Origin of the sequence: Streptococcus rubneri (assembly GCF_004785935.1) — a bacterium.
Lineage (GTDB): Bacteria > Bacillota > Bacilli > Lactobacillales > Streptococcaceae > Streptococcus > Streptococcus rubneri.
This window is the reverse complement of the sequence record NZ_SRRP01000001.1, coordinates 181,602-202,073: the sequence shown is the minus strand read 5'-3', so window position 1 is coordinate 202,073 and position 20,472 is coordinate 181,602. Positions and strand designations below refer to the sequence as shown.

Sequence of the window (20,472 nt, the reverse complement as noted above, 5' to 3'; positions counted from 1 at the left end):
GGGCTTTAAATAGTTGAAGAGAGGGATGAGCCTTTTCCTCAAATACCTTCCCGGGATTTTTTACCTTTACCTATCTTATCTTTTTTCCATTATTTTAGCAAGTACTATTACTCAAAAAATGTAAGCTTTTTCTTTCCTTCTTTTCCAAGGATGGTAGAGACTTTAAAACTCATACAAAAAACGCCTAAAATGAACTGCACCCCAAAGTTAGATTTTTTCTGTCTAACTTTAGGCGTACAGTTCAAAAATAGGCGTTTTTAATCCTTATTATGCGTACAATGATTGATACAAGTCAGCGTAATGTTGGCTAGCTGTATCCCAAGAGAAGTCACGACTCATAGCTTCTTTTTGGAGCCCCAACCAAACATCTGGATGATGAGTGTAGACAGTTAGGGCTTGATCGACAGCCCAGTTTAGCCAATAACCAGAAAGGTTATTAAAGCTAAAACCAGTACCACTTCCGTCAACTACATTATAGGCTTGAACAGTGTCGCGAAGTCCCCCTACCTCATGAACCAATGGCAAGGTTCCATAACGCATAGCCATCATTTGAGATAGACCACATGGTTCAAAACGACTCGGCATCAAGAAAACATCTGATGCTGCATAAATTTCTTGAGCTAACTGCACATCGAACATAATATTGGCAGAGAGTTTATCTGGATAAGCTTGAGCAAACCAAGAAAAGGCATGTTCAAAGCCAGGATCTCCCGTTCCCAAAAGAACGATTTGGATATCCTTTTGTAGGAGGTTGTGTAATTCTTCAACCACCACATCAAAGCCTTTTTGACGAGTGAGCCGAGAAACAATCCCAAACAAAGGTACATCATCACGAACTGGCAAACCAACTCGCTCTTGAAGAGCACGTTTACTAGCTGCCTTACCTGATAAATCATCTTTACTGAAATGATAGGTCAAAAGGGGGTCTGTCTCAGGATTATAAAGATCCGTATCAATCCCATTTACAATCCCTGTTAACTTCCCAGATTCCATCCGCAAGATTTGATCTAGTTCACAACCATACTGGCCTGTCTTAATCTCATTAGCATAACTTGGCGAAACAGTCGTCACGCGGTCTGCATAGAGAATCCCTGCCTTCATCCAGTTCAAGCAGTCTTTCCAACGAAGTGTTCCATCTGCATAGCGTTCGAAACCAACCCCAAATAAATCCCAAAGCATCCCTGGATCAAACTGACCTTGGAACTCCAGATTATGGATGGTCAAGACAGACTTAATTCCATTGTAAGCTTGAATCCAACGGTATTTCTCTTTTAGTAGGAAAGGAATCATGGCTGTATGGTAGTCATGAACGTGGACGATATCTGGAATGAAATCTACACGTTCCATCATCTCAAGAGCAGCCAATTGGAAGAAAGCAAAACGCTCACCATCATCAAAATCCCCATAGACGTGTCCTCTAAAGAAGTACTTTTGATTATCAATGAAGTAGAAGGTCACACCATCTCTAAAAATACGTTTTACCCCAACATACTCACTTCTCCACCCTACCTTGGTAGTAAAGTGTAGCACATCTTCAATCTGGTCGCCAAATTTCGCCTCTACCATATCGTAATAAGGAAGGACGACACGGACATCATGTCCTTTTTTAGCCAAGGATTTAGGAAGTGCTCCAATCACATCTCCTAGGCCCCCTGTTTTTGAAAAGGGAGCTCCTTCTGCAGCAACAAACAATAATTTCATTATCCAATATCCTCTGTAATCACAGCACCTTTTTTAATCACAAGAGGTGCTTCTTTGGTTCCACGAACGGTTACACCAGTTTCAACTACAACCCCTTTGTCAAGAATCGCATGCTCAACGACTGCTCCCTCATGGACAACGACACCTGGGAACAAAAGACTACTACGAATTTCTGCCCTCTGGTGTAGATGAACACGACGAGAAATGATAGAATCATGCACCAAAGCTTCGACAATGCTTCCTGATGCAAATTGCGAATTCTTAATTTGCGAACCAGGAGCATAGTAAGTTGGCTCTTCATTTTTCACCTTGGTATAAACTTTTTGATTTGGTGAGAAGAGAGACATGAATTTATTGGTTTCCAACATATCTAAGTTAGCACGATAGTAGGATTCAACTGAATGAATATTGGCAATATAGCCAGTGTATTCAAAAGCGAAGGCCCCGTGTTCTACTGCTAAATCACGAAGGATATAACGCAATTTTTCTGGATGTTCTTTATGGATTTCTGCTTCTAATTTTTCAATCAACCATGGTGTATCAACGATAAAGATATCCGTTGACATATTATAGAGAGCATCTGGATCTGTTCCATCAAACAACTTTTGTCCACGTATATGGTCTGTCTCATCGATTTCTAAAACCGCATTTACTTCAGAGATGTCACGATGATGCATCTTTTTGTACACGACTGTAATAGGTGCATCAATGGTGTTATGCAAATGGAAGACCTGGTTTAAATCAATATTGACCAAGATGTCACAGTTAAGAGCTACTGTTTGATTAGATCCTGAGCGTTTTAAATAAGTTAATAACTGCTCATAGTATTCTTTGCCAACGTTTGAGCTTTCAACTGGAGTGTTGTAGATACCGAGATAGTAGTGACTCAAGAGGGTTGACAAGCCCCACTCGCGACCAGAGCGAATATGGTCAAAGACAGAACTGATATTTTCTTGCTGGAAGATACCAAATACACTACGAATCCCTGCATTAGCGAGGCTAGAAAGCGGGAAGTCAATCAAGCGATATTTCCCATCAAATGGCAAACTGGCAACAGGACGATGATCTGTCAATGACGACATATCATGGAAGCCTACCGTGTTTCCTAAAATGGCTGAATACTTATCAATCTTCATCTGTTGCTACCCCCACTTTTTCGTTATATCCAACGACTTGTACTTCTTCTGTTCCATCGATGACAACACCTTCTGAAACGACTGCTCCTTCACCGATAATGGCACGTTTAATCACAGCACCTTGTCCGATAATGGCACCACTCATAATGACAGAATCTTCAACGACTGCACCTTTACGAACTTGTGCTTCCGTAGACAGGATAGAACGTTTTACTGTTCCGTCTACCAAGCACCCATCCACTACCAAGGAATCTTCAATATACGCATGTTCACCAAAGAAGTTTGGTGGTGAAATCAAGTTACGAGAATAGATCTTCCAGTGACGATCACGGCTGTCTAAGGCGTTATTTGGATCAATGTATTCCATGTTTGCTTCCCAGAGAGATTCAATGGTTCCCACGTCTTTCCAATAGCCATTGAATTCATAAGCATAGACGCTTTCTCCAGATTCAAGGTAAGTTGGAATAACGTTTTTACCAAAGTCAGACATATCGATGTCACTCTTCTCTGCAGCTACTAGCATGTTGCGAAGACGAGCCCAGTCAAAAATGTAGATCCCCATAGAAGCTTTTGTTGATTTTGGCTCTGCCGGTTTTTCTTCAAATTCTACGATGCGGTTATTGGCGTCCGTATTCATAATTCCGAAACGGCTAGCTTCTTTTAAAGGTACATCCAATACAGCTACTGTAAGGCTTGCATTGTGATCTTTGTGAGACTGAAGCATTTCGTCATAGTCCATCTTGTAGATATGGTCTCCAGAAAGGATTAAAACATATTCCGGATTTATGCTGTCGATGTAATCAATATTCTGGAAAATCGCATGACTGGTTCCTTCAAACCAACGATTTCCCTCACTTGCAGAATACGGTTGGAGGATTGAAACACCTGTATTGATGCCATCTAATCCCCAGCTAGAACCATTCCCAATATGATTATTAAGAGCGAGCGGTTGGTACTGAGTAATCACACCAACATTGTGAATGCCTGAGTTGGCACAGTTGGATAAGGCAAAGTCAATAATACGATAACGTCCCCCAAATTGTACTGCAGGTTTAGCAATGCTTTGAGTTAATTTTCCAAGGCGTGTTCCTTGCCCACCAGCAAGGATCAAAGCTAGCATTTCATTCTTCATTGATTACTCCTTTATGGATTGACGAGACCTTTTCCCTATTCCCAAGGATTCCCTCATTTTTGCAAGTAATAGAGGCATCTTTGAGAGCTTCGAGATAGATCCTAGACAGCGATCAGATGATCAGCAACAGTTATTTTTTTGTTTTGGAATTAGTAGAACGAAGTTTTCGTTTCACCTTCCAGACACTGGCTCCTAAAGCCGGTAAAGTGAAGGTCAAGGTCTGTGGATAGTCTTTCCAAAGAGCTTCTTGAGTTTTCACTTCCTGATTGTGTTCTTTCCAAACACCTCCCCATTTTTCTAATTCGGTATTCCAAATTTCTTCATAGACGCCAGCAACTGGAACTCCGACTGTGAAGTCTTTGCGTTCAACTGGTGCCATATTAAAAATACAAAGTAGATGATTTCCTTTTTTATCCTTACGAGTAAAGGTCAAGACACTTTGATCTCGGTTATCCGCATCAATAATCTCAATACCATCGTAGCTATCATCAATTTCCCATAACATCTTATTGTCTTTGTAGAACTGATTGAGCTGAGAGGTGAACTCTTGCATCTTCTGGTTCATCTCATCTTCTAGATTTGACCATTCCAATTGTTCTTCTGATCTCCACTCTAGGAATTGGCCAAATTCTGAACCCATGAAGAGCAACTTTTTCCCTGGGTGACAGATCTGATAGGTCAAGAGATTCCGTAAACCAGCAAATTGATTGTAGCGATCTCCCCACATCTTATGCATAAGACTCTTCTTCCCGTGTACCACTTCATCATGAGAGAATGGCAATAAGAAATTCTCAGAAAAGGCATACATGAAACTAAAGGTAACCAAGTTGAAATCGAATTTCCGGTAAACAGGATCTTCTTCATAGAAACGGAGAATGTCGTTCATCCAGCCCATATTCCACTTGTAGTCAAACCCTAAGCCACCGTACTCTTCTGGACCAGTAATCTTTGTCCCAGATGAACTTTCTTCAGCAACCATGATGACATCAGGATGCTCTAATTTAATTACAGCATTCATCCGTTTAAGGAAATGAATCCCCTCATAGTTGAGATTTCCACCATCTATATTTGGTGTCCATGGACCACTATCATAGTCTAAGTAGAGCATATTGCTGACCGCATCCACCCGGATCCCATCCAAGTGATAAAATTCGATCCAGAATTTCACACTAGAAATGAGGAAGGATTGGACCTGGTTCTTTCCAAGGTCAAAGTTTAAAGCTCCCCAACCATAGTTGTGGGCCCGATGGTGATCCTGATATTCAAAGGTAGGTGTCCCATCATAATAAGCTAAGGCATCATCATTGATAGTGAAGTGACCAGGTACCCAGTCTACAATCACCCCGATGTTATTCAAGTGACAGGCTTCAACGAAGTCTTGAAACTCTTCCGGCGTTCCGTAAGTATGCTCTAAGGCAAAGTAACCCATCAATTGGTAGCCCCAGCTAAGACCTAGTGGGTGAGCCATAACTGGCATAAACTCCACATGGGTGTAGTTCATTTTTACCAAGTAAGGAATCAAATCTTCCTTCAGCTGAGCAAAGGTAAAAGGAGTTCCATCCTCGTTTCGCTTCCATGAGCCTGCATGGGCTTCATAGATATTTACCGGACGTGAGAAAAAGCCCAATTTTCTACGACGGGCCATCCATAGTCCATCTTTCCATTTTCGTTCTGGGATTTCCGTAATAACGGCGCCAGTTCCAGGACGTTTCTCCATTCGAACTGCCAAAGGATCCACTTTCATCAGGCGATGACCATTTTGGCGAGTGATATGGTATTTATAAATATCTCCTACTTGAGGCGTCCCTGTAAAAACTTCCCAGACGCCAGCTTCATTTCGTTCCATTGGGATTTCATTTTCTTCCCATTGGGTGAAGTCTCCTGCTAAATGAACTGCTTGAGCATTTGGTGCCCAAACTCGAAACCAGTACCCATCTACTCCATCTACTTGGTCCTTATGAGCTCCTAGATAATGTTGAAGATGAAAGTTCTCCCCAGTTCCAAATGTATACAATGCTTGTTGTGTATCCATCCACTCACCTCTCCTGCTTTTTGTAAGCGCTTCCTATGGTTTATATTCTACTATAAATAGTTGAAATATTCAAGATTTTTTCTTGAATAATATGATGAAAATTTATGAAAATATTATGATTCAAAGAAGGAAATTCTGAAAATTTCCATCTCTTCATCAATATTATTTAATCGTCAAATTATCCTTTTACTTATTATACTATAAAAATAATTGTATTCAAGCTTTTACCAGATAATTGAATGATTCTTTTTATTCTATATCTTTATTTCAGCAAACAGTGATCATTCTGTTCAGATGCCTCATTTCTTTTTAAAAAATCATATTTGATATTTGATAAGAAAAAAGTTACCACCTTTAAAAAAAGTGATAACTCTTTTATATTTATCTCTATTGATAATTAGTCTACGTTCACATATTCTTTAGAAAGTTCAAGAACTTCTTCCATTGTTGAACATTCCGTCAAAGCACGGTTTGCGTATTCTTGCATCTTAGCAGTGTCCAATTTCTTCATCAAGCTACGTGTACGAAGGACAGATGTAGCTGACATAGAGAATTCATCCAAGCCCATTCCGACAAGGAGAGGAACAGCAGTTTGGTCACCAGCCATCTCACCACACATACCAGCCCATTTACCTTCAGCATGAGCTGCTTTGATTACGTTGTTAATCAAACGAAGGATTGATGGATTGTATGGTTGGTAAAGGTATGAAACTTGTTCGTTCATACGGTCAGCAGCCATCGTGTATTGGATCAAATCGTTTGTACCGATTGAGAAGAAATCAACTTCTTTTGCAAATTGGTCTGCAAGCATGGCTGCTGCAGGGATTTCAATCATGATCCCTACTTCGATGTTGTCTGCAACGGCAACACCTTCAGCAAGTAATTTCGCTTTTTCTTCTTCCAAGATTCCCTTAGCTGTACGGAACTCTGTCAACAAGGCAACCATTGGGAACATAATCCGTAATTGTCCGTGAACAGATGCACGAAGCAAAGCACGCAATTGTGTACGGAACATTTGGTTACCAGTCTCAGAAATAGAAATACGCAAAGCACGGTAACCCAAGAATGGGTTCATTTCTTTAGGAAGATCGAAGTAAGGAAGTTCTTTATCCCCACCGATATCCATAGTACGAACGACAACAGGTTTACCATTCATACCTTCAAGAACTGCTTTGTATGCTTCATATTGGTCATCTTCAGTTGGGAAGTCTTGAGAGTCCATGTACAAGAATTCTGTACGGTAGAGACCAACTGCTTCTGCACCGTTCTCGTTCACACCTTCAACGTCTTTAGGTGTACCGATATTAGCAGCCAACTCGAAGTGTTTCCCATCTGCAGTCACTGTTTTCGCATCTTTCAAAAGAGCCCATTCAGCTTTTTGTTTCGCATAAGCTTCACCAGCTGCTTTGAAGGCTGCAATTTGTTCTTCAGTTGGGTTGATGACTACTTCACCAGTGATTCCAGATACAGCCAAAATATCACCATCTTTTACAAGATCGGTAATGTTGTTTGTACCAAGAACAGCTGCGATTTCAAGTGTACGCGCCATGATGGCTGAGTGACTTGTACGGCCACCAATGTTTGTAACAAAAGCTTTAACAAACTGTTTGTTCAATTGAGCTGTATCTGATGGAGTCAAATCATGGGCAACCACGATTGCTTCTTCATTAATCGTCGCTGGGTTTGGCAATTTCTTACCAAGCAAGTTTGCAAGAACACGTTTGGTCACGTCGCGAATATCAGCCGCACGTTCTTGCATGTATGGGTTATCTTCCATTCCTTCAAAGATGGTGATAAACATGTCTGTGACTTCTTTCAATCCAGCCTCAGCATTCACCTTCTTCGTACGAATTGTTTCCTTGATCTGACCAATCATTTCAGGGTCAGAGAGTACCATCATGTGAGCATCAAATACTTGTGCCGCTTCCTCACCAAGGCTCGCTACTGCATTTTCCCGAATAAGAGAAAGCTCGTTTTGTGAAGCTTCTAGAGCTGCATCCAAACGAGCTTCTTCTGCATTCGTATCTTCAACTGAAAGAGTTTCAAATGATAAATCGGGTTGAACAAGTAGATATGCCTTAGCAACGGCAACACCGTCAGATGCTGCAATTCCTTTAAGCATTTCTGTCATGTTTAAGCCAATCCTTCTTTTTCCATTGTTTCAGCAATTGCTGCAAGAGCATCATCAGCGTCAGCACCTTCAGCTGAGATTACAACGTCAGCTCCTTGACCTACACCAAGGCTCATTACACCCATGATTGATTTCAAGTTAACTGATTTACCTTTGTATTCAAGAGTAATATCTGAAGCAAATTTGCTAGCTGTTTGAACCAACAAAGTTGCTGGACGTGCGTGGATACCTGTTTCTGCCACGATGTGGAAATCTTTAGAAGCCATAGTTTGACTCTCCTTTTAAAATTAGTTTTGAGTTATCTGTGATAACCCTTACAATTTGGTATTATACCATCTTCTCAAAGATTTTTCAAGATTTTTATCACACACTTACTGAAAATACTTGCAGGATTCTTCAACTACTTGCCTGTTTTTTACTTTCTTCTATTAAATAAATAGAATTGGTTTCATGGACACAGTATATAGAATTTTAGGAAAAACGACTAAATTACTTTGACTTAAAAAACCTATATTTTATCACGTTTTCCTTAATTTTCACTAATCCTTACAATACTACATATTGTGGTATCATTCGGAATAGTTAATTTATGTGCACAATATTTAGTTAAAACTCTTGACAAGAAAAAACCTTTTGTTTATACTAGATACAGATTTATGATTTTAGAGGAGTTACATCATATTATGGTGACAATTTATTCAAAGAATAATTGCGTTCAATGTAAAATGACTAAGCGCTTTTTAGATACCAATCACGTTGAATACCGTGAGATTAATCTAGATGAACAACCTGAGTTTGTAGACCATGTAAAGAATCTTGGTTTCAATGCTGCACCGGTTATCCAGACTGCTGATGAAGTCTTCTCTGGATTCCAACCAGCTAAACTCAAAAAATTATCTTAATACTGTTAAACAGGATCTGATTGGTCTAGGGATTTCACCACTGTAGAAAGCTACTACGGTGTTACCCTGGCCCTTTTACTTGTACAGGGGAGCTTGCCTCCCCTTTGTTTTTGAATTAGAAAAAGGAACATTATGGGATTAAAATCACTTGAAGACGTAACCTACTTCCGTCTTAATAATGAAATCAACCGTCCAGTTAACGGTCAAATCATGCTTCATAAAGATAAAGAAGCCTTGGATGCTTTCTTCAAAGAAAATGTTGTGCCAAATACCATGGCCTTTGATTCAATAACGGATAAAATCAACTACCTTATTGAACACAACTATATTGAAACAGCCTTCATTCAGAAGTACCGTCCTGAATTTTTGGAAGAATTGGCCCAATTTATCAAAGATCAAAACTTCCAATTCAAGTCCTTCATGGCTGCTTATAAATTCTATAACCAGTACGCTCTGAAAACAAATGATGGAGAATACTATCTCGAAAGCATGGAAGACCGCGTCTTCTTCAATGCTCTCTATTTTGCGGATGGAAATGAAGACATTGCAAAAGACATCGCAAATGAAATCATCCACCAACGCTACCAACCAGCTACTCCTTCATTCTTAAATGCTGGACGTGCCCGCCGTGGAGAATTGGTCTCCTGTTTCTTGATCCAAGTAACCGATGATATGAATGCGATTGGACGCTCTATCAACTCTGCCCTTCAACTTTCACGTATCGGTGGTGGAGTTGGGATTTCCCTCAGCAACCTTCGTGAAGCTGGAGCACCGATCAAGGGCTATGAAGGAGCTGCTTCTGGGGTCGTTCCTGTTATGAAACTCTTTGAAGATAGCTTCTCTTACTCTAACCAGTTGGGACAACGCCAAGGAGCTGGGGTAGTTTACCTCAACGTCTTCCACCCAGACATCATCGCCTTCCTTTCTACTAAGAAAGAAAATGCCGATGAAAAGGTTCGGGTTAAGACCCTTTCACTTGGTGTCGTCGTACCAGACAAATTCTACGAGTTGGCTCGTAAGAATGAAGAAATGTACCTCTTCAGCCCATACTCTGTTGAGCGTGAATACGGAGTGCCATTCAACTACATCGACATCACTGAAAAATACGATGAGTTGGTCGCTAATCCAAATATCCGCAAGACAAAAATCAAGGCGCGTGATTTGGAAACTGAAATTTCTAAATTGCAACAAGAATCTGGTTACCCTTATGTAGTCAACATCGATACTGCTAACCGGGCAAACCCTGTCGATGGAAAGATCATCATGAGTAACTTGTGTTCAGAGATCCTCCAGGTTCAAGAGCCAAGCTTGATTAACGATGCCCAAGAATTCATTAAAATGGGGACTGACGTCTCCTGTAACCTTGGTTCAACCAACGTGGTCAATATGATGACCTCACCTGACTTTGGTCGTTCCATTCGTGCCATGGTTCGTGCTTTGACCTTTGTTACAGATAGTTCTCACATTGTCGCTGTTCCTACGATCGACCACGGAAACAGCCAAGCGCATACCTTTGGTCTTGGAGCCATGGGACTTCACAGCTATCTTGCCCAACAATTGATTGAATACGGATCACCTGAGTCTGTTGAGTTTACGAGCATCTACTTCATGCTCATGAACTACTGGACCCTCGTAGAATCAAACAACATCGCGCGTGAACGGGGTATTACCTTCCATAACTTTGAAAAATCAGACTACGCAAATGGTAGCTACTTTGATAAGTACACGACTGGAGAGTTTGTTCCAAAATCTGATCACGTCAAAGAACTCTTTAAAGATATCTTTATCCCAAGTGCAGAAGATTGGGCTGAACTTCGCGATAAAGTCAAGGCAGATGGTCTATACCACCAAAACCGCCTAGCTGTCGCACCAAATGGTTCTATCAGCTACATCAATGATGTATCTGCTTCTATCCACCCAATCACACAACGGATTGAAGAACGCCAAGAGAAGAAAATCGGTAAGATCTACTACCCTGCAGCTGGATTGTCAACAGATACCATTCCTTACTACACTTCTGCTTACGACATGGATATGCGCAAAGTCATCGATGTCTATGCTGCCGCAACTGAGCACGTAGACCAAGGACTCTCACTGACCCTCTTCATGCGCAGTGACATTCCAAAAGGCCTTTACGAATGGAAAACTGAAAACAAACAAACCACTCGTGACTTGTCTATCCTCCGCAACTATGCCTTTAACAAGGGAATCAAGTCTATCTACTACGTCCGTACCTTTACAGATGATGGTGGAGAAGTTGGCGCAAACCAATGTGAAAGCTGTGTCATCTAAGACACTCTGATCCATTGCTACCAAAAGTCGGTTCGCCGACTTTTTGTGCGGTATTCTAACAATTGTGTTAGAATAATAATGATTGTATGATCGAATGAATTAGAAAAAGAAAGAGATTTCAAATGGAAACTTACTACAAAGCCATTAACTGGAATGCCATCGAGGATGTCATCGATAAATCTACTTGGGAAAAGCTAACCGAACAATTCTGGTTGGATACACGTATTCCTTTGTCAAACGACTTGGACGACTGGAGAAAGCTGTCTAACAAGGAAAAAGACCTTGTTGGTAAAGTTTTTGGAGGTTTAACCCTTCTCGATACCATGCAGTCTGAAACGGGTGTGCAAGCCCTTCGTGCGGATATTCGTACTCCACATGAAGAAGCTGTCTTTAACAACATCCAATTCATGGAATCTGTCCATGCTAAGTCTTACTCTTCTATCTTTTCTACCTTGAATACCAAGTCAGAAATCGAAGAGATTTTTGAATGGACCAATACCAATCCCTTCCTTCAAAAGAAGGCAGAAATCATCAACGAGATCTACCTCAATGGGACTCCCCTTGAAAAGAAAGTAGCCAGCGTCTTCCTTGAAACCTTCCTCTTCTACTCTGGTTTCTTCACACCGCTCTACTATCTTGGAAACAACAAGTTGGCCAACGTGGCTGAAATCATCAAGTTGATCATTCGGGACGAATCTGTCCACGGGACCTATATCGGCTACAAGTTCCAACTCGGATTTAATGAATTACCAGAAGAGGAACAAGAAAAACTTAAAGAATGGATGTATGACTTACTCTACACCCTCTATGAGAATGAAGAAGGCTATACAGAGAGCCTCTATGACGGTGTAGGTTGGACAGAGGAAGTCAAGACCTTCCTTCGTTATAACGCTAACAAAGCCCTCATGAACCTGGGACAAGATCCACTCTTCCCTGACTCAGCAGATGATGTCAACCCAATCGTCATGAACGGGATCTCAACCGGTACATCTAACCACGACTTCTTCTCTCAAGTCGGAAATGGTTACCTTCTCGGTGAAGTAGAAGCCATGCAGGATGACGATTACAACTATGGCCTATAAGACAAAAACCTTTCCATCTGGAAAGGTTTTTTTGCTTTTTCATGCTAAAAATTAGCCTTGCTGCAGAAGAAACTATCTCAAATAAACAAATCAGTCCTTTCCAGATTTGGAAAGGGCTGATTTGGTAGGTATGTTACTCCCCATTCTTCTTTATTGAAGCAAGAAGATAAGGAGAGAAGCGATCAGGTTATTTGCTATATGCAGGGCAATGGCATAACGAATATCTTCCTTAGTCAGATACGCTAAAGCAAAAATTGAACCCATTATAAAGTAAGTTAGAAATTGCCCTAGACTAGACGGAAGATGGAGAAAAGAAAATAAACTAGAAGAAAGAGCAATATAGAGCAAGGTTTGTCCTAGGGTTTCCTGCTTTGAAAATAGATACTTGGCCATTAAGCCTCTAGTTATGAATTCTTCAATAATGGGAGCAATAAAAATAATATAGAAAAAAACGAAAGCAGGAAATAACTCCAAGAAAAACTCAATACTTCTTTGATTATTAGACGATTCACCCGAGACCAAGGCTTGAAGAGCAATAAAGGCAACTAATAATCCAATGGGTAACCATATCGTGGACGTCAGTTTGGTCTTTTTAACCTCAAGTTTCCAACCCTTTTGGTACCATTTCCACAAACCAAAAATATAGAGAGCAGATACCAAAGCGAATATCAAGAGAATGAGAGGCTCGGAACCTCCCTCAACGAGAACATTCAAGCAACTAGCAAGAATCCTCGAAAATAAAATAAAATGAGAGAAGACCACCAAGGCATACAAACCAACATTTTTCCAGATACTGTTCCCCTTCATACAACACTCCTTTTTCCTTTCGATTCCTATTCCAAGTCTATTTTTTAATTCAATTATCTACCTTTGATTATTTATTATGCTGTCAAACTTAGGATTTTTATGAGGGCCTCGGACTGCGCCTTCAAATCGCCAATGGAGCAATATCTAAGACACTTCCTTTTTCCTATATATTTATTGTAATGTATTTATCAAAAATTACAAGTACTTCTTAAAAAGTTTTTACAAAGATTTAACAGTTTACCATACAAAAAGACCTACCCGAAGGTAGATCTCTTGTTGCTTACAATTTACCCGCTACGGCATCCAACAATTCTTGGATCTTGGCTTGGTTGCTTCCTCCTGCCATGGCCATGTCTGGTTTTCCACCACCACGTCCATCGACGATTGGAGCCAATTCTTTGACCAAATTACCTGCGTGGATGTCTTTGTTCTTGCTTGCTACGAGAAGATTGACCTTGTCACCGATTGCTGCGACCAGAACAAGGACGTCAGAGTAATCTTTTTGTTTCCAGTTATCCGCAAAGGTACGAAGGGCACCTGCATCTGATACAGAAACTTGACTAGCAATGTAACGGTGGCCGTTTGCTTCTTGAACATGTTTGAAGACATCACCTGCCGCTGCTGCTGCAGCTTTTTCCTTCAATTCAGCATTTTCTTTTTGCAATTGACGGAGCTGCTCTTGAAGGCCTTCAACCTTATGAGGAACTTCCTTGAGTTGAGGTGCTTTCAAGGTTGCTGCGACTGCTTTCAGAGCATCTTCTTGTTCACGGTAAGCTTCGAAGGCTTCTTTACCAGTCACTGCCAAGATGCGACGAGTTCCTGATCCAATCCCTTCTTCTTTGACAATCTTGAAGAGGCCAATCTCAGAAGTATTGCCAACGTGGGTACCACCACAAAGCTCGACTGAGTAGTCACCGATGGTGACAACACGAACTTCCTTACCGTATTTCTCACCAAAGAGGGCCATAGCTCCCATTTCTTTGGCTGTGTCGATGTCTGTCTCAACTGTTTCCACTGCGATGGCTTCCCAGATTTTTTCATTGACTTGTTGCTCAATAGCACGCAATTCTTCTGGAGTTACGGCTTGGAAATGGGTGAAGTCAAAGCGAAGGAATTCCACTTCATTAAGTGAACCTGCTTGAGTTGCATGGTGGCCAAGGATATTGTGAAGGGCCGCATGGAGCAAGTGAGTTGCAGTATGGTTCTTCATGACACGAAGACGACGATTGCTATCGATAGCTAAAGTGAACTCTTGGTTCAAAGCAAGTGGAGCATGAACTTCAACGGTATGTAAAGGTTGTCCATTCGGTGCTTTTTGAACGTCTGTCACTGTCGCTACGACGTTACCTGCAGCATCCAAGATTTGACCGTGGTCAGCCACTTGTCCACCCATCTCAGCGTAGAATGGTGTTTCCGCGAAAATCAGAGAGGCAGTTCCTTCTGAAACAGCTTCTACTTCTGCATTGTCCGCTACAATAGCCACTAACTTAGAAGGCAATTGGCTAGCATTGTAGTTGAAGACACTTTCTACAGTGATGTTTTGAAGAGTTTCGTTTTGCATCCCCATTGAGCCACCTTTAACAGCAGATGCACGCGCACGTTCTTGCTGCTCTTTCATGGCTGCTTCAAAACCTTCACGGTCTACAGTCATTCCAGCTTCTTCAGCAATCTCTTCTGTCAATTCCACTGGGAATCCATAGGTATCGTAGAGTTTGAAGACATCTTGACCAGCGATAACCGCTTGGCCTTTTTCTTTCAAGTCTGCTACGATACCTTGAGCAAAGTGTTGACCTGAGTGAAGGGTACGCGCAAATGACTCTTCTTCGCTCTTGACGATTTTCTCAATAAAGTCACGTTTTTCAAGCACTTCTGGGTAGTAGCTTTCCATGATTTTTCCAACAGTTGGAACCAATTTGAAAAGGAAAGGCTCATTGATACCCAATTTTTGACCATGCATAGAAGCACGACGGAGAAGACGACGAAGGACATAACCACGACCTTCATTGCCTGGAAGTGCACCATCGCCAATCGCAAATGAAAGGGAACGGATGTGGTCTGCAATCACCTTGAAGCTCATGTTGTCTCCATCTTGGTCATAAACCTTACCAGACAATTTCTCAACTTCGCGAATGATTGGCATAAAGAGGTCTGTTTCAAAGTTAGTTTTTGCTCCTTGAATCACCGCTACCAAACGCTCTAAACCAGCGCCCGTATCAATGTTCTTGTGTGGCAATTCCTTGTACTCGCTGCGTGGTACAGCTGGGTCAGCATTAAATTGTGACAAGACAATGTTCCAGATTTCGATGTAACGGTCGTTTTCGATATCTTCTGCAAGCAAGCGAATTCCAATGTTTTCTGGGTCAAAGGCTTCTCCACGGTCAAAGAAGATTTCTGTATCTGGTCCAGAAGGTCCAGCCCCGATTTCCCAGAAGTTGTCTTCGATTGGGATCAAGTGACTTGGGTCCACGCCCACTTCGATCCAGCGGTTGTATGAATCTGTGTCATCTGGATAGTAAGTCATGTAAAGTTTGTCTTTAGGGAAGTCAAACCATTCAGGACTTGTCAAGAGTTCATAAGCCCAGGTAATGGCTTCGTCACGGAAGTAATCCCCAATTGAGAAGTTTCCCAACATTTCAAACATGGTATGGTGACGCGCCGTCTTCCCTACGTTTTCAATATCGTTGGTACGGATGGCTTTTTGTGCATTGGTAATCCGTGGGTTTTCAGGGATGATAGTCCCGTCAAAGTATTTTTTAAGGGTCGCAACCCCAGAGTTGATCCACAAAAGGGTTGGGTCGTTTACTGGAACCAAGCTAACAGATGGTTCTACTGAGTGACCTTTGGTCGCCCAGAAATCAAGCCACATTTGGCGGACTTGTGCACTAGATAATTGTTTCATATTTTCTCCTCTATTTTGTTCCTTTATATTAACTGGCTTAAGAGCTATTTTCTGTCATTTCTACATAGTCAATTGCTAGACAAAGAGAGATGACTAGATCTGCATATTCCTCTTCATAGACGGTCACTTCATAGGTCGAAGTCAAGGTAAAAACTTGTTTACTAATCTCTGCAACCAGTTGGTCCCGATCATCCAATAACTTGAAATCCAAATCCCAGATATTGCCTTCAATGCGAAGCCCTAGGTCATCAATTTCATACCGGTCACGGAAGAGAGTCAATTTCTTATGGATGTCAAAACTCTTTCCATCCTTTAGTTGAACGGTGAACCTGGGTAAGAGAGTGACGGGTTTCTTAGTAATGTGACTCACTTCCCGGCCTTCCACATCAAAAACGGTAAAGGTCTTGGGAATCTTCATAAATGAGCCTTCTACCCGGTATTCGACCATTCCTAAATCATTATTGATGGTAAAACGCTCACCACCCATTCGAAATTTCTGTTTGACCAGATACGTTTTCATCCTACTCCTCTCCTACCTTTCGACATTGTCTAATCCTCCTAGAACCAACCTAGAAAGGGGGTAAAAACAAAAGACAAAAGACAAGCTCACTAACGAAGGGCGAAAAACCGCGGTACCACCTTCATTCAATGAACTTGTCATTCTTCATTCAATTATGCAATTATTCAGCCGAGTAGCAAAATCATTCCTCTTCCATGGCTCGCACCCCCGCCACTTCTCTGCATCCGATTCTAAATGATTTATTCTCAACTATCTCATTATACAGATAAATACAATGGACGTCAACTAATATCCTTATTTAGAAGATGAGCTGTCTGATGTTGCCCCAATATTTTGCATGTATTGGTTGAAAGTTGCCTTGAAGGCATCATCTTTGACCTTGATATTAGCATTTGACATTGCTTTAGCAATGATGCTACGGATAAAGTTAGCATCATTTTTACGTTCTGCAGTCAGAATTTCTTTCAGACGTTTTTTGTATTTTTTCCAGTCAGATCCTTTTTCTGTCTTCTTTGTCACTTTCACAATATAGTAACTTGCTGCTTGGTTTTGGCTAGCAGGGACTACGATGACCTCAGAAAGAGCATTTTCCTCCAACTTGAAGGCCGCTTCCTTGACACGAGTTGGAACAGTTGTCGTACCAGAATCAAAGGTGATTTCTCCACCCTTATCTTTAGTGCTGGCATCTGTAGAGTTTTCTTTAGCGATTTGTGCGAAATCTGCTCCTTCTGCTTGAGCACTTGCAAGCACTTCATTGGCTTTTTCTTCTGATTCTACTTTAATAATATTAGCAGTTACTTCTGGAGTGTAGCTTTCGAAAGCCTTCTTGTAGGTCTCATCCGTCAAATCTTTTGAGGCCGCTTGATCTACTGCGTACTCTAACAAAAGGTTACTACGGATTTGTTTCTTGTTGGTTTCTTCGGTCAAACCTTGTTGCGTCAAGTAACTGTTAAAGGCATCCCCTAATTGTTTCTTCTGCTCTTCAATTTTCTTTTCAACATCCTTGTCTGAAACTTTTGAGCCATACTCTTTTTCAAACACCTTGTTAATCGTCATTTGGAAAAGGTATTGTTGTGCACCTTGGTTGGTTTTGATTTCATCATAGAAGTCACCAACAGTGATAGTGTCCCCCTTCATTGTGACAATATCTTTATCATTACCACTTTGGGCACAAGCTGTAAGGGCCATGACTGATAAAAGAGTCACCGCTCCAGCTACAAATTTTTTCTTCATTTTTTTATAACTCCATTCTAAAATTCACTTTTACTATTTTACCACAAATTCAACAGGATAACTTAAAGAAATCTAAAAGCTATTCTTCCGTCGGCAAGGAAATGGTCTCTTGGTTCTTTCGGATCATAAGAATCCCATCCCCCAACGGGATCAGACTAGTTGTTAGGCCTGGATGATCCAAGGTAGCATCAAAGAGTCGTTGCAAACCTCGATAGATGGTCCGTTGTCCACGACGGACTTCCATAATATCACGCGCCACATCACCCCCTTGGAAGATATCGTCTAAAATCACTACTCCTCCAACTTCCAAACGTTTGAGAACTTCTGGAAGAAAGACGATGTACTTAGATTTAGCCGAATCCATAAAAATCAAGTCAAAGCGTTGCTCAATATGCTCCAGCAAGTCCACCGCATCACCCTCTAAAAGGGTGATTTGGTTACGTTGGTCAAAACGAGCAAAGTTTTCCTTGGCAAAACCAATCATTTCCTCGTTGCGATCAATGGTCATAATCTTTGCATCCGGCACTTGCTCCGCCATCAAGAGGGCTGAAAAACCAATCGCCGTCCCGATTTCTAAGATCGACTTGGGTTGCATGGTCTGCAAAAAGAGACGGAAGAAAGCAACCGTTTCATGAGGGATGATGGGAATATTCTCCCGACGAGCAAATTCTTCTAGCTCCTTTAAGGCATCCGTAACAGGTGCTTGGCGCTCCCGCATGAAGGAGACAATTTCCTCCTTCACAACCGGTCTGCGCATATTGTGGTTGGCATTCTTACTATAAGACTCTACCATCTTAGGCCAATCCTAATTTTTCAACCAGGGCCTCAAATTCATTGAGACGACGTTCAAAGACTTCAAAGGCTGCATGGAGGTAGTCTTCTTTTTCCATATCAACACCCGCCTTGCGGATCACGTTGAGTGGATAATCCGAATTTCCAGCCTTCAAATACTCTAGGTATTTGTCCTTATCTTCCTGTGTTCCATGAACGATTTTCTCAGCCAAGGCAGAGGCTGCTGCAAAACCAGTTGAATATTGGAAAACATAGTAGTTATAGTAGAAATGAGGAATACGAGCCCATTCGTATTGGATTTCTGGATTGTCTTCTTTTGAAAGACCATAGTATTTTTCATTCAAGTCCGCATACAAGTCATTCAAGAATTCGCTGGTTAAGACTTGACCTTCTTGATCTGCTTTATGAATCGCATGTTCAAACTCAGCAAACTGGGTTTGACGGAAGACTGTACCACGGAAGCCATCCAAGAAGTGGTTGAGAATAGCAAAACGGGTTTCATCATCTTCTACTTCTGCTAACAATTGCTCGGTCAAGATATTTTCATTGGTTGTGGAAGCTATCTCAGCAAGGAAGATGGAATAGTCCCCATAGACATACGGCTGGGTTTCACGCGTATAGCTTGAATGCATACTGTGGCCGGTCTCATGCACCAAGGTGAAGAGATTGTCCAGTGTATCTTGCCAGTTTAACAACATAAAGGCATTAGTATCGTAAGAACCACCTGAATAAGCCCCTGAGCGTTTTCCTTGGTTAACATGCACATCAATCCAACGTTCGGTAAAGGCACGCTTCACGCGTGATAGGTAGTCATCACCAAGCACAGCCAAAGCCTGCTCAGACTTAGCAAGAGCTTCTTCATAGGTAAACTTATAATCGGTAGAAGACAATGGTGTGTAGACATCATACATCTTCAAATCTTCAATTCCTAAGATTTTTGAGCGCAACTTCACGTAGCGTTGCAATAAAGGCAAATGCTTATTCACTGCTTCTACTAGACTATCATAGACGCTCTCTGGGATAAAGTTAGCAGAAAGAGCTGCTTCACGCGCACTTGAGAATTTGCGAACCTTAGCATTGTAATTGTGAACCTTAACGTTGGTCTGAAGGGTCTTAGCATAGGTATGTTGGTACTGTTCATAGACACCATACAAGGCTTGGTAAGCTTCTTTACGGACTTGGCGATCCTTAGATTCTACCAAAGAAATATAGTTTCCATGGGTCAACTGCACTTCTTGGCCTTGATCATCCTTCACCATTGGAAAGACGATATCGGCATTGTCCAAAATCTCAAAGGTTTCACCTGCCGCAGCAAAGATTTCACCTGCTCCTGCTAGCAGCTCTTCTTCCTTTTGGGAAAGAACGTGCTCTTTTGTTTTGAGCAATTTGTCAAAGTAATGAGCATAAGCTTCTAAGGCAGGGGCTTCTTTCAAGAAGTTAGCATATTGCTCTTCAGTGATCTCCATAAATTCTGGTTCGTAGAAGGCAAAGGTCTCCCCTAAAAGGCTGTAAAGGGACATCGCTTTTGATTGGAATTCTTGGTATTTGGCTACGCGTGTGTCCTGGTCATTCTTCATATGGGCGTAGACATAGACCTTCTCCAAACGACGGCTCAAGTCCAAATAAACTTCTGTGGTTTCTAATAGGTTGGCTGGAGAAGACAATAGAGAACCTGCAAAATGGGCAGCATCTTTAATGGCTGCAGCTAAAGCAGTTGCTTCTTCCTCCCAAGCTTGGTCTGTCGCAAAAATGGTCGACAAATCCCATTGGTATTTTTCATCAATTTCATTTCGTTGTTTTACCATTACAAAAA

15 protein-coding genes are annotated in these 20,472 nt (G+C 41.4%); 3 read left to right on the top strand and 12 right to left on the bottom strand.

What is annotated here, in order from left to right:
* Positions 1 to 267: 267 nt before the first annotated feature.
* The 6 genes from glgA to E5S68_RS01110 form a co-directional block, all read right to left on the bottom strand.
* On the bottom strand, positions 268 to 1,701 hold the full coding sequence (gene glgA / locus E5S68_RS01135; protein ID WP_135782003.1) for a glycogen synthase GlgA: 1,434 nt from the start codon (positions 1,699 to 1,701) through the stop codon (positions 268 to 270).
* Entirely contained in the window at positions 1,701 to 2,837 is a 1,137-nt protein-coding gene (gene glgD / locus E5S68_RS01130) for a glucose-1-phosphate adenylyltransferase subunit GlgD (RefSeq protein ID WP_135782002.1), read from the bottom strand. Before glgD ends, glgA begins: the two co-directional genes overlap by 1 nt.
* The gene (locus tag E5S68_RS01125) at positions 2,827 to 3,969 is read right to left on the bottom strand and encodes a glucose-1-phosphate adenylyltransferase (protein WP_135782001.1); all 1,143 of its coding nucleotides are present in this window, start codon (positions 3,967 to 3,969) and stop codon (positions 2,827 to 2,829) included. The genes glgD and E5S68_RS01125 overlap by 11 nt, the downstream gene beginning before the upstream one ends.
* A 130-nt stretch (positions 3,970 to 4,099) precedes the next feature.
* On the bottom strand, positions 4,100 to 6,001 hold the full coding sequence (glgB, locus tag E5S68_RS01120; protein WP_135782000.1) for a 1,4-alpha-glucan branching protein GlgB: 1,902 nt from the start codon (positions 5,999 to 6,001) through the stop codon (positions 4,100 to 4,102).
* A gap of 397 nt (positions 6,002 to 6,398) precedes the next feature.
* Complete coding sequence (gene ptsP, locus E5S68_RS01115; protein ID WP_135781999.1) at positions 6,399 to 8,132, bottom strand: phosphoenolpyruvate--protein phosphotransferase; 1,734 nt, start codon at positions 8,130 to 8,132, stop codon at positions 6,399 to 6,401.
* A 2-nt stretch (positions 8,133 to 8,134) separates the two neighbouring features.
* Entirely contained in the window at positions 8,135 to 8,398 is a 264-nt protein-coding gene (locus tag E5S68_RS01110; RefSeq protein WP_006596636.1) for a phosphocarrier protein HPr, read from the bottom strand.
* Positions 8,399 to 8,815: 417 nt separating this feature from the next.
* Here E5S68_RS01110 and nrdH point away from each other — a divergent pair, with 417 nt between their 5' ends.
* The 3 genes from nrdH (at position 8,816) to nrdF (ending at position 12,408) form a co-directional block, all read left to right on the top strand.
* Positions 8,816 to 9,034: a glutaredoxin-like protein NrdH gene (nrdH, locus tag E5S68_RS01105; RefSeq protein WP_006596951.1), complete on the top strand. Its 219-nt coding sequence runs from the start codon at positions 8,816 to 8,818 to the stop codon at positions 9,032 to 9,034.
* 132 nt (positions 9,035 to 9,166) lie between these two features.
* A complete protein-coding gene (gene nrdE / locus E5S68_RS01100) occupies positions 9,167 to 11,326 on the top strand; it encodes a class 1b ribonucleoside-diphosphate reductase subunit alpha (RefSeq protein WP_135781998.1) in 2,160 nt (719 codons plus the stop codon).
* A gap of 122 nt (positions 11,327 to 11,448) precedes the next feature.
* Entirely contained in the window at positions 11,449 to 12,408 is a 960-nt protein-coding gene (gene nrdF / locus E5S68_RS01095) for a class 1b ribonucleoside-diphosphate reductase subunit beta (protein WP_003011591.1), read from the top strand.
* A 150-nt stretch (positions 12,409 to 12,558) separates the two neighbouring features.
* Here nrdF and E5S68_RS01090 read toward each other — a convergent pair whose 3' ends face one another.
* The 6 genes from E5S68_RS01090 to pepF all read right to left on the bottom strand — a co-directional run bounded on the left by E5S68_RS01090 (position 12,559) and on the right by pepF (position 20,464).
* The gene (locus E5S68_RS01090; protein WP_135781997.1) at positions 12,559 to 13,215 is read right to left on the bottom strand and encodes a CPBP family intramembrane glutamic endopeptidase; all 657 of its coding nucleotides are present in this window, start codon (positions 13,213 to 13,215) and stop codon (positions 12,559 to 12,561) included.
* A 280-nt stretch (positions 13,216 to 13,495) separates the two neighbouring features.
* Complete coding sequence (gene alaS / locus E5S68_RS01085; protein ID WP_135781996.1) at positions 13,496 to 16,114, bottom strand: alanine--tRNA ligase; 2,619 nt, start codon at positions 16,112 to 16,114, stop codon at positions 13,496 to 13,498.
* Positions 16,115 to 16,151: 37 nt separating this feature from the next.
* On the bottom strand, positions 16,152 to 16,634 hold the full coding sequence (locus tag E5S68_RS01080; protein ID WP_135781995.1) for an LURP-one-related/scramblase family protein: 483 nt from the start codon (positions 16,632 to 16,634) through the stop codon (positions 16,152 to 16,154).
* A gap of 294 nt (positions 16,635 to 16,928) precedes the next feature.
* Positions 16,929 to 17,867: a peptidylprolyl isomerase gene (locus tag E5S68_RS01075; RefSeq protein ID WP_135781994.1), complete on the bottom strand. Its 939-nt coding sequence runs from the start codon at positions 17,865 to 17,867 to the stop codon at positions 16,929 to 16,931.
* Between the two features lie 79 nt (positions 17,868 to 17,946).
* The gene (locus E5S68_RS01070) at positions 17,947 to 18,660 is read right to left on the bottom strand and encodes an O-methyltransferase (protein WP_135781993.1); all 714 of its coding nucleotides are present in this window, start codon (positions 18,658 to 18,660) and stop codon (positions 17,947 to 17,949) included.
* A 1-nt stretch (position 18,661) separates the two neighbouring features.
* Positions 18,662 to 20,464, bottom strand: a complete 1,803-nt coding sequence (gene pepF / locus E5S68_RS01065; protein ID WP_135781992.1) for an oligoendopeptidase F — start codon at positions 20,462 to 20,464, stop codon at positions 18,662 to 18,664.
* Positions 20,465 to 20,472: the final 8 nt, after the last annotated feature.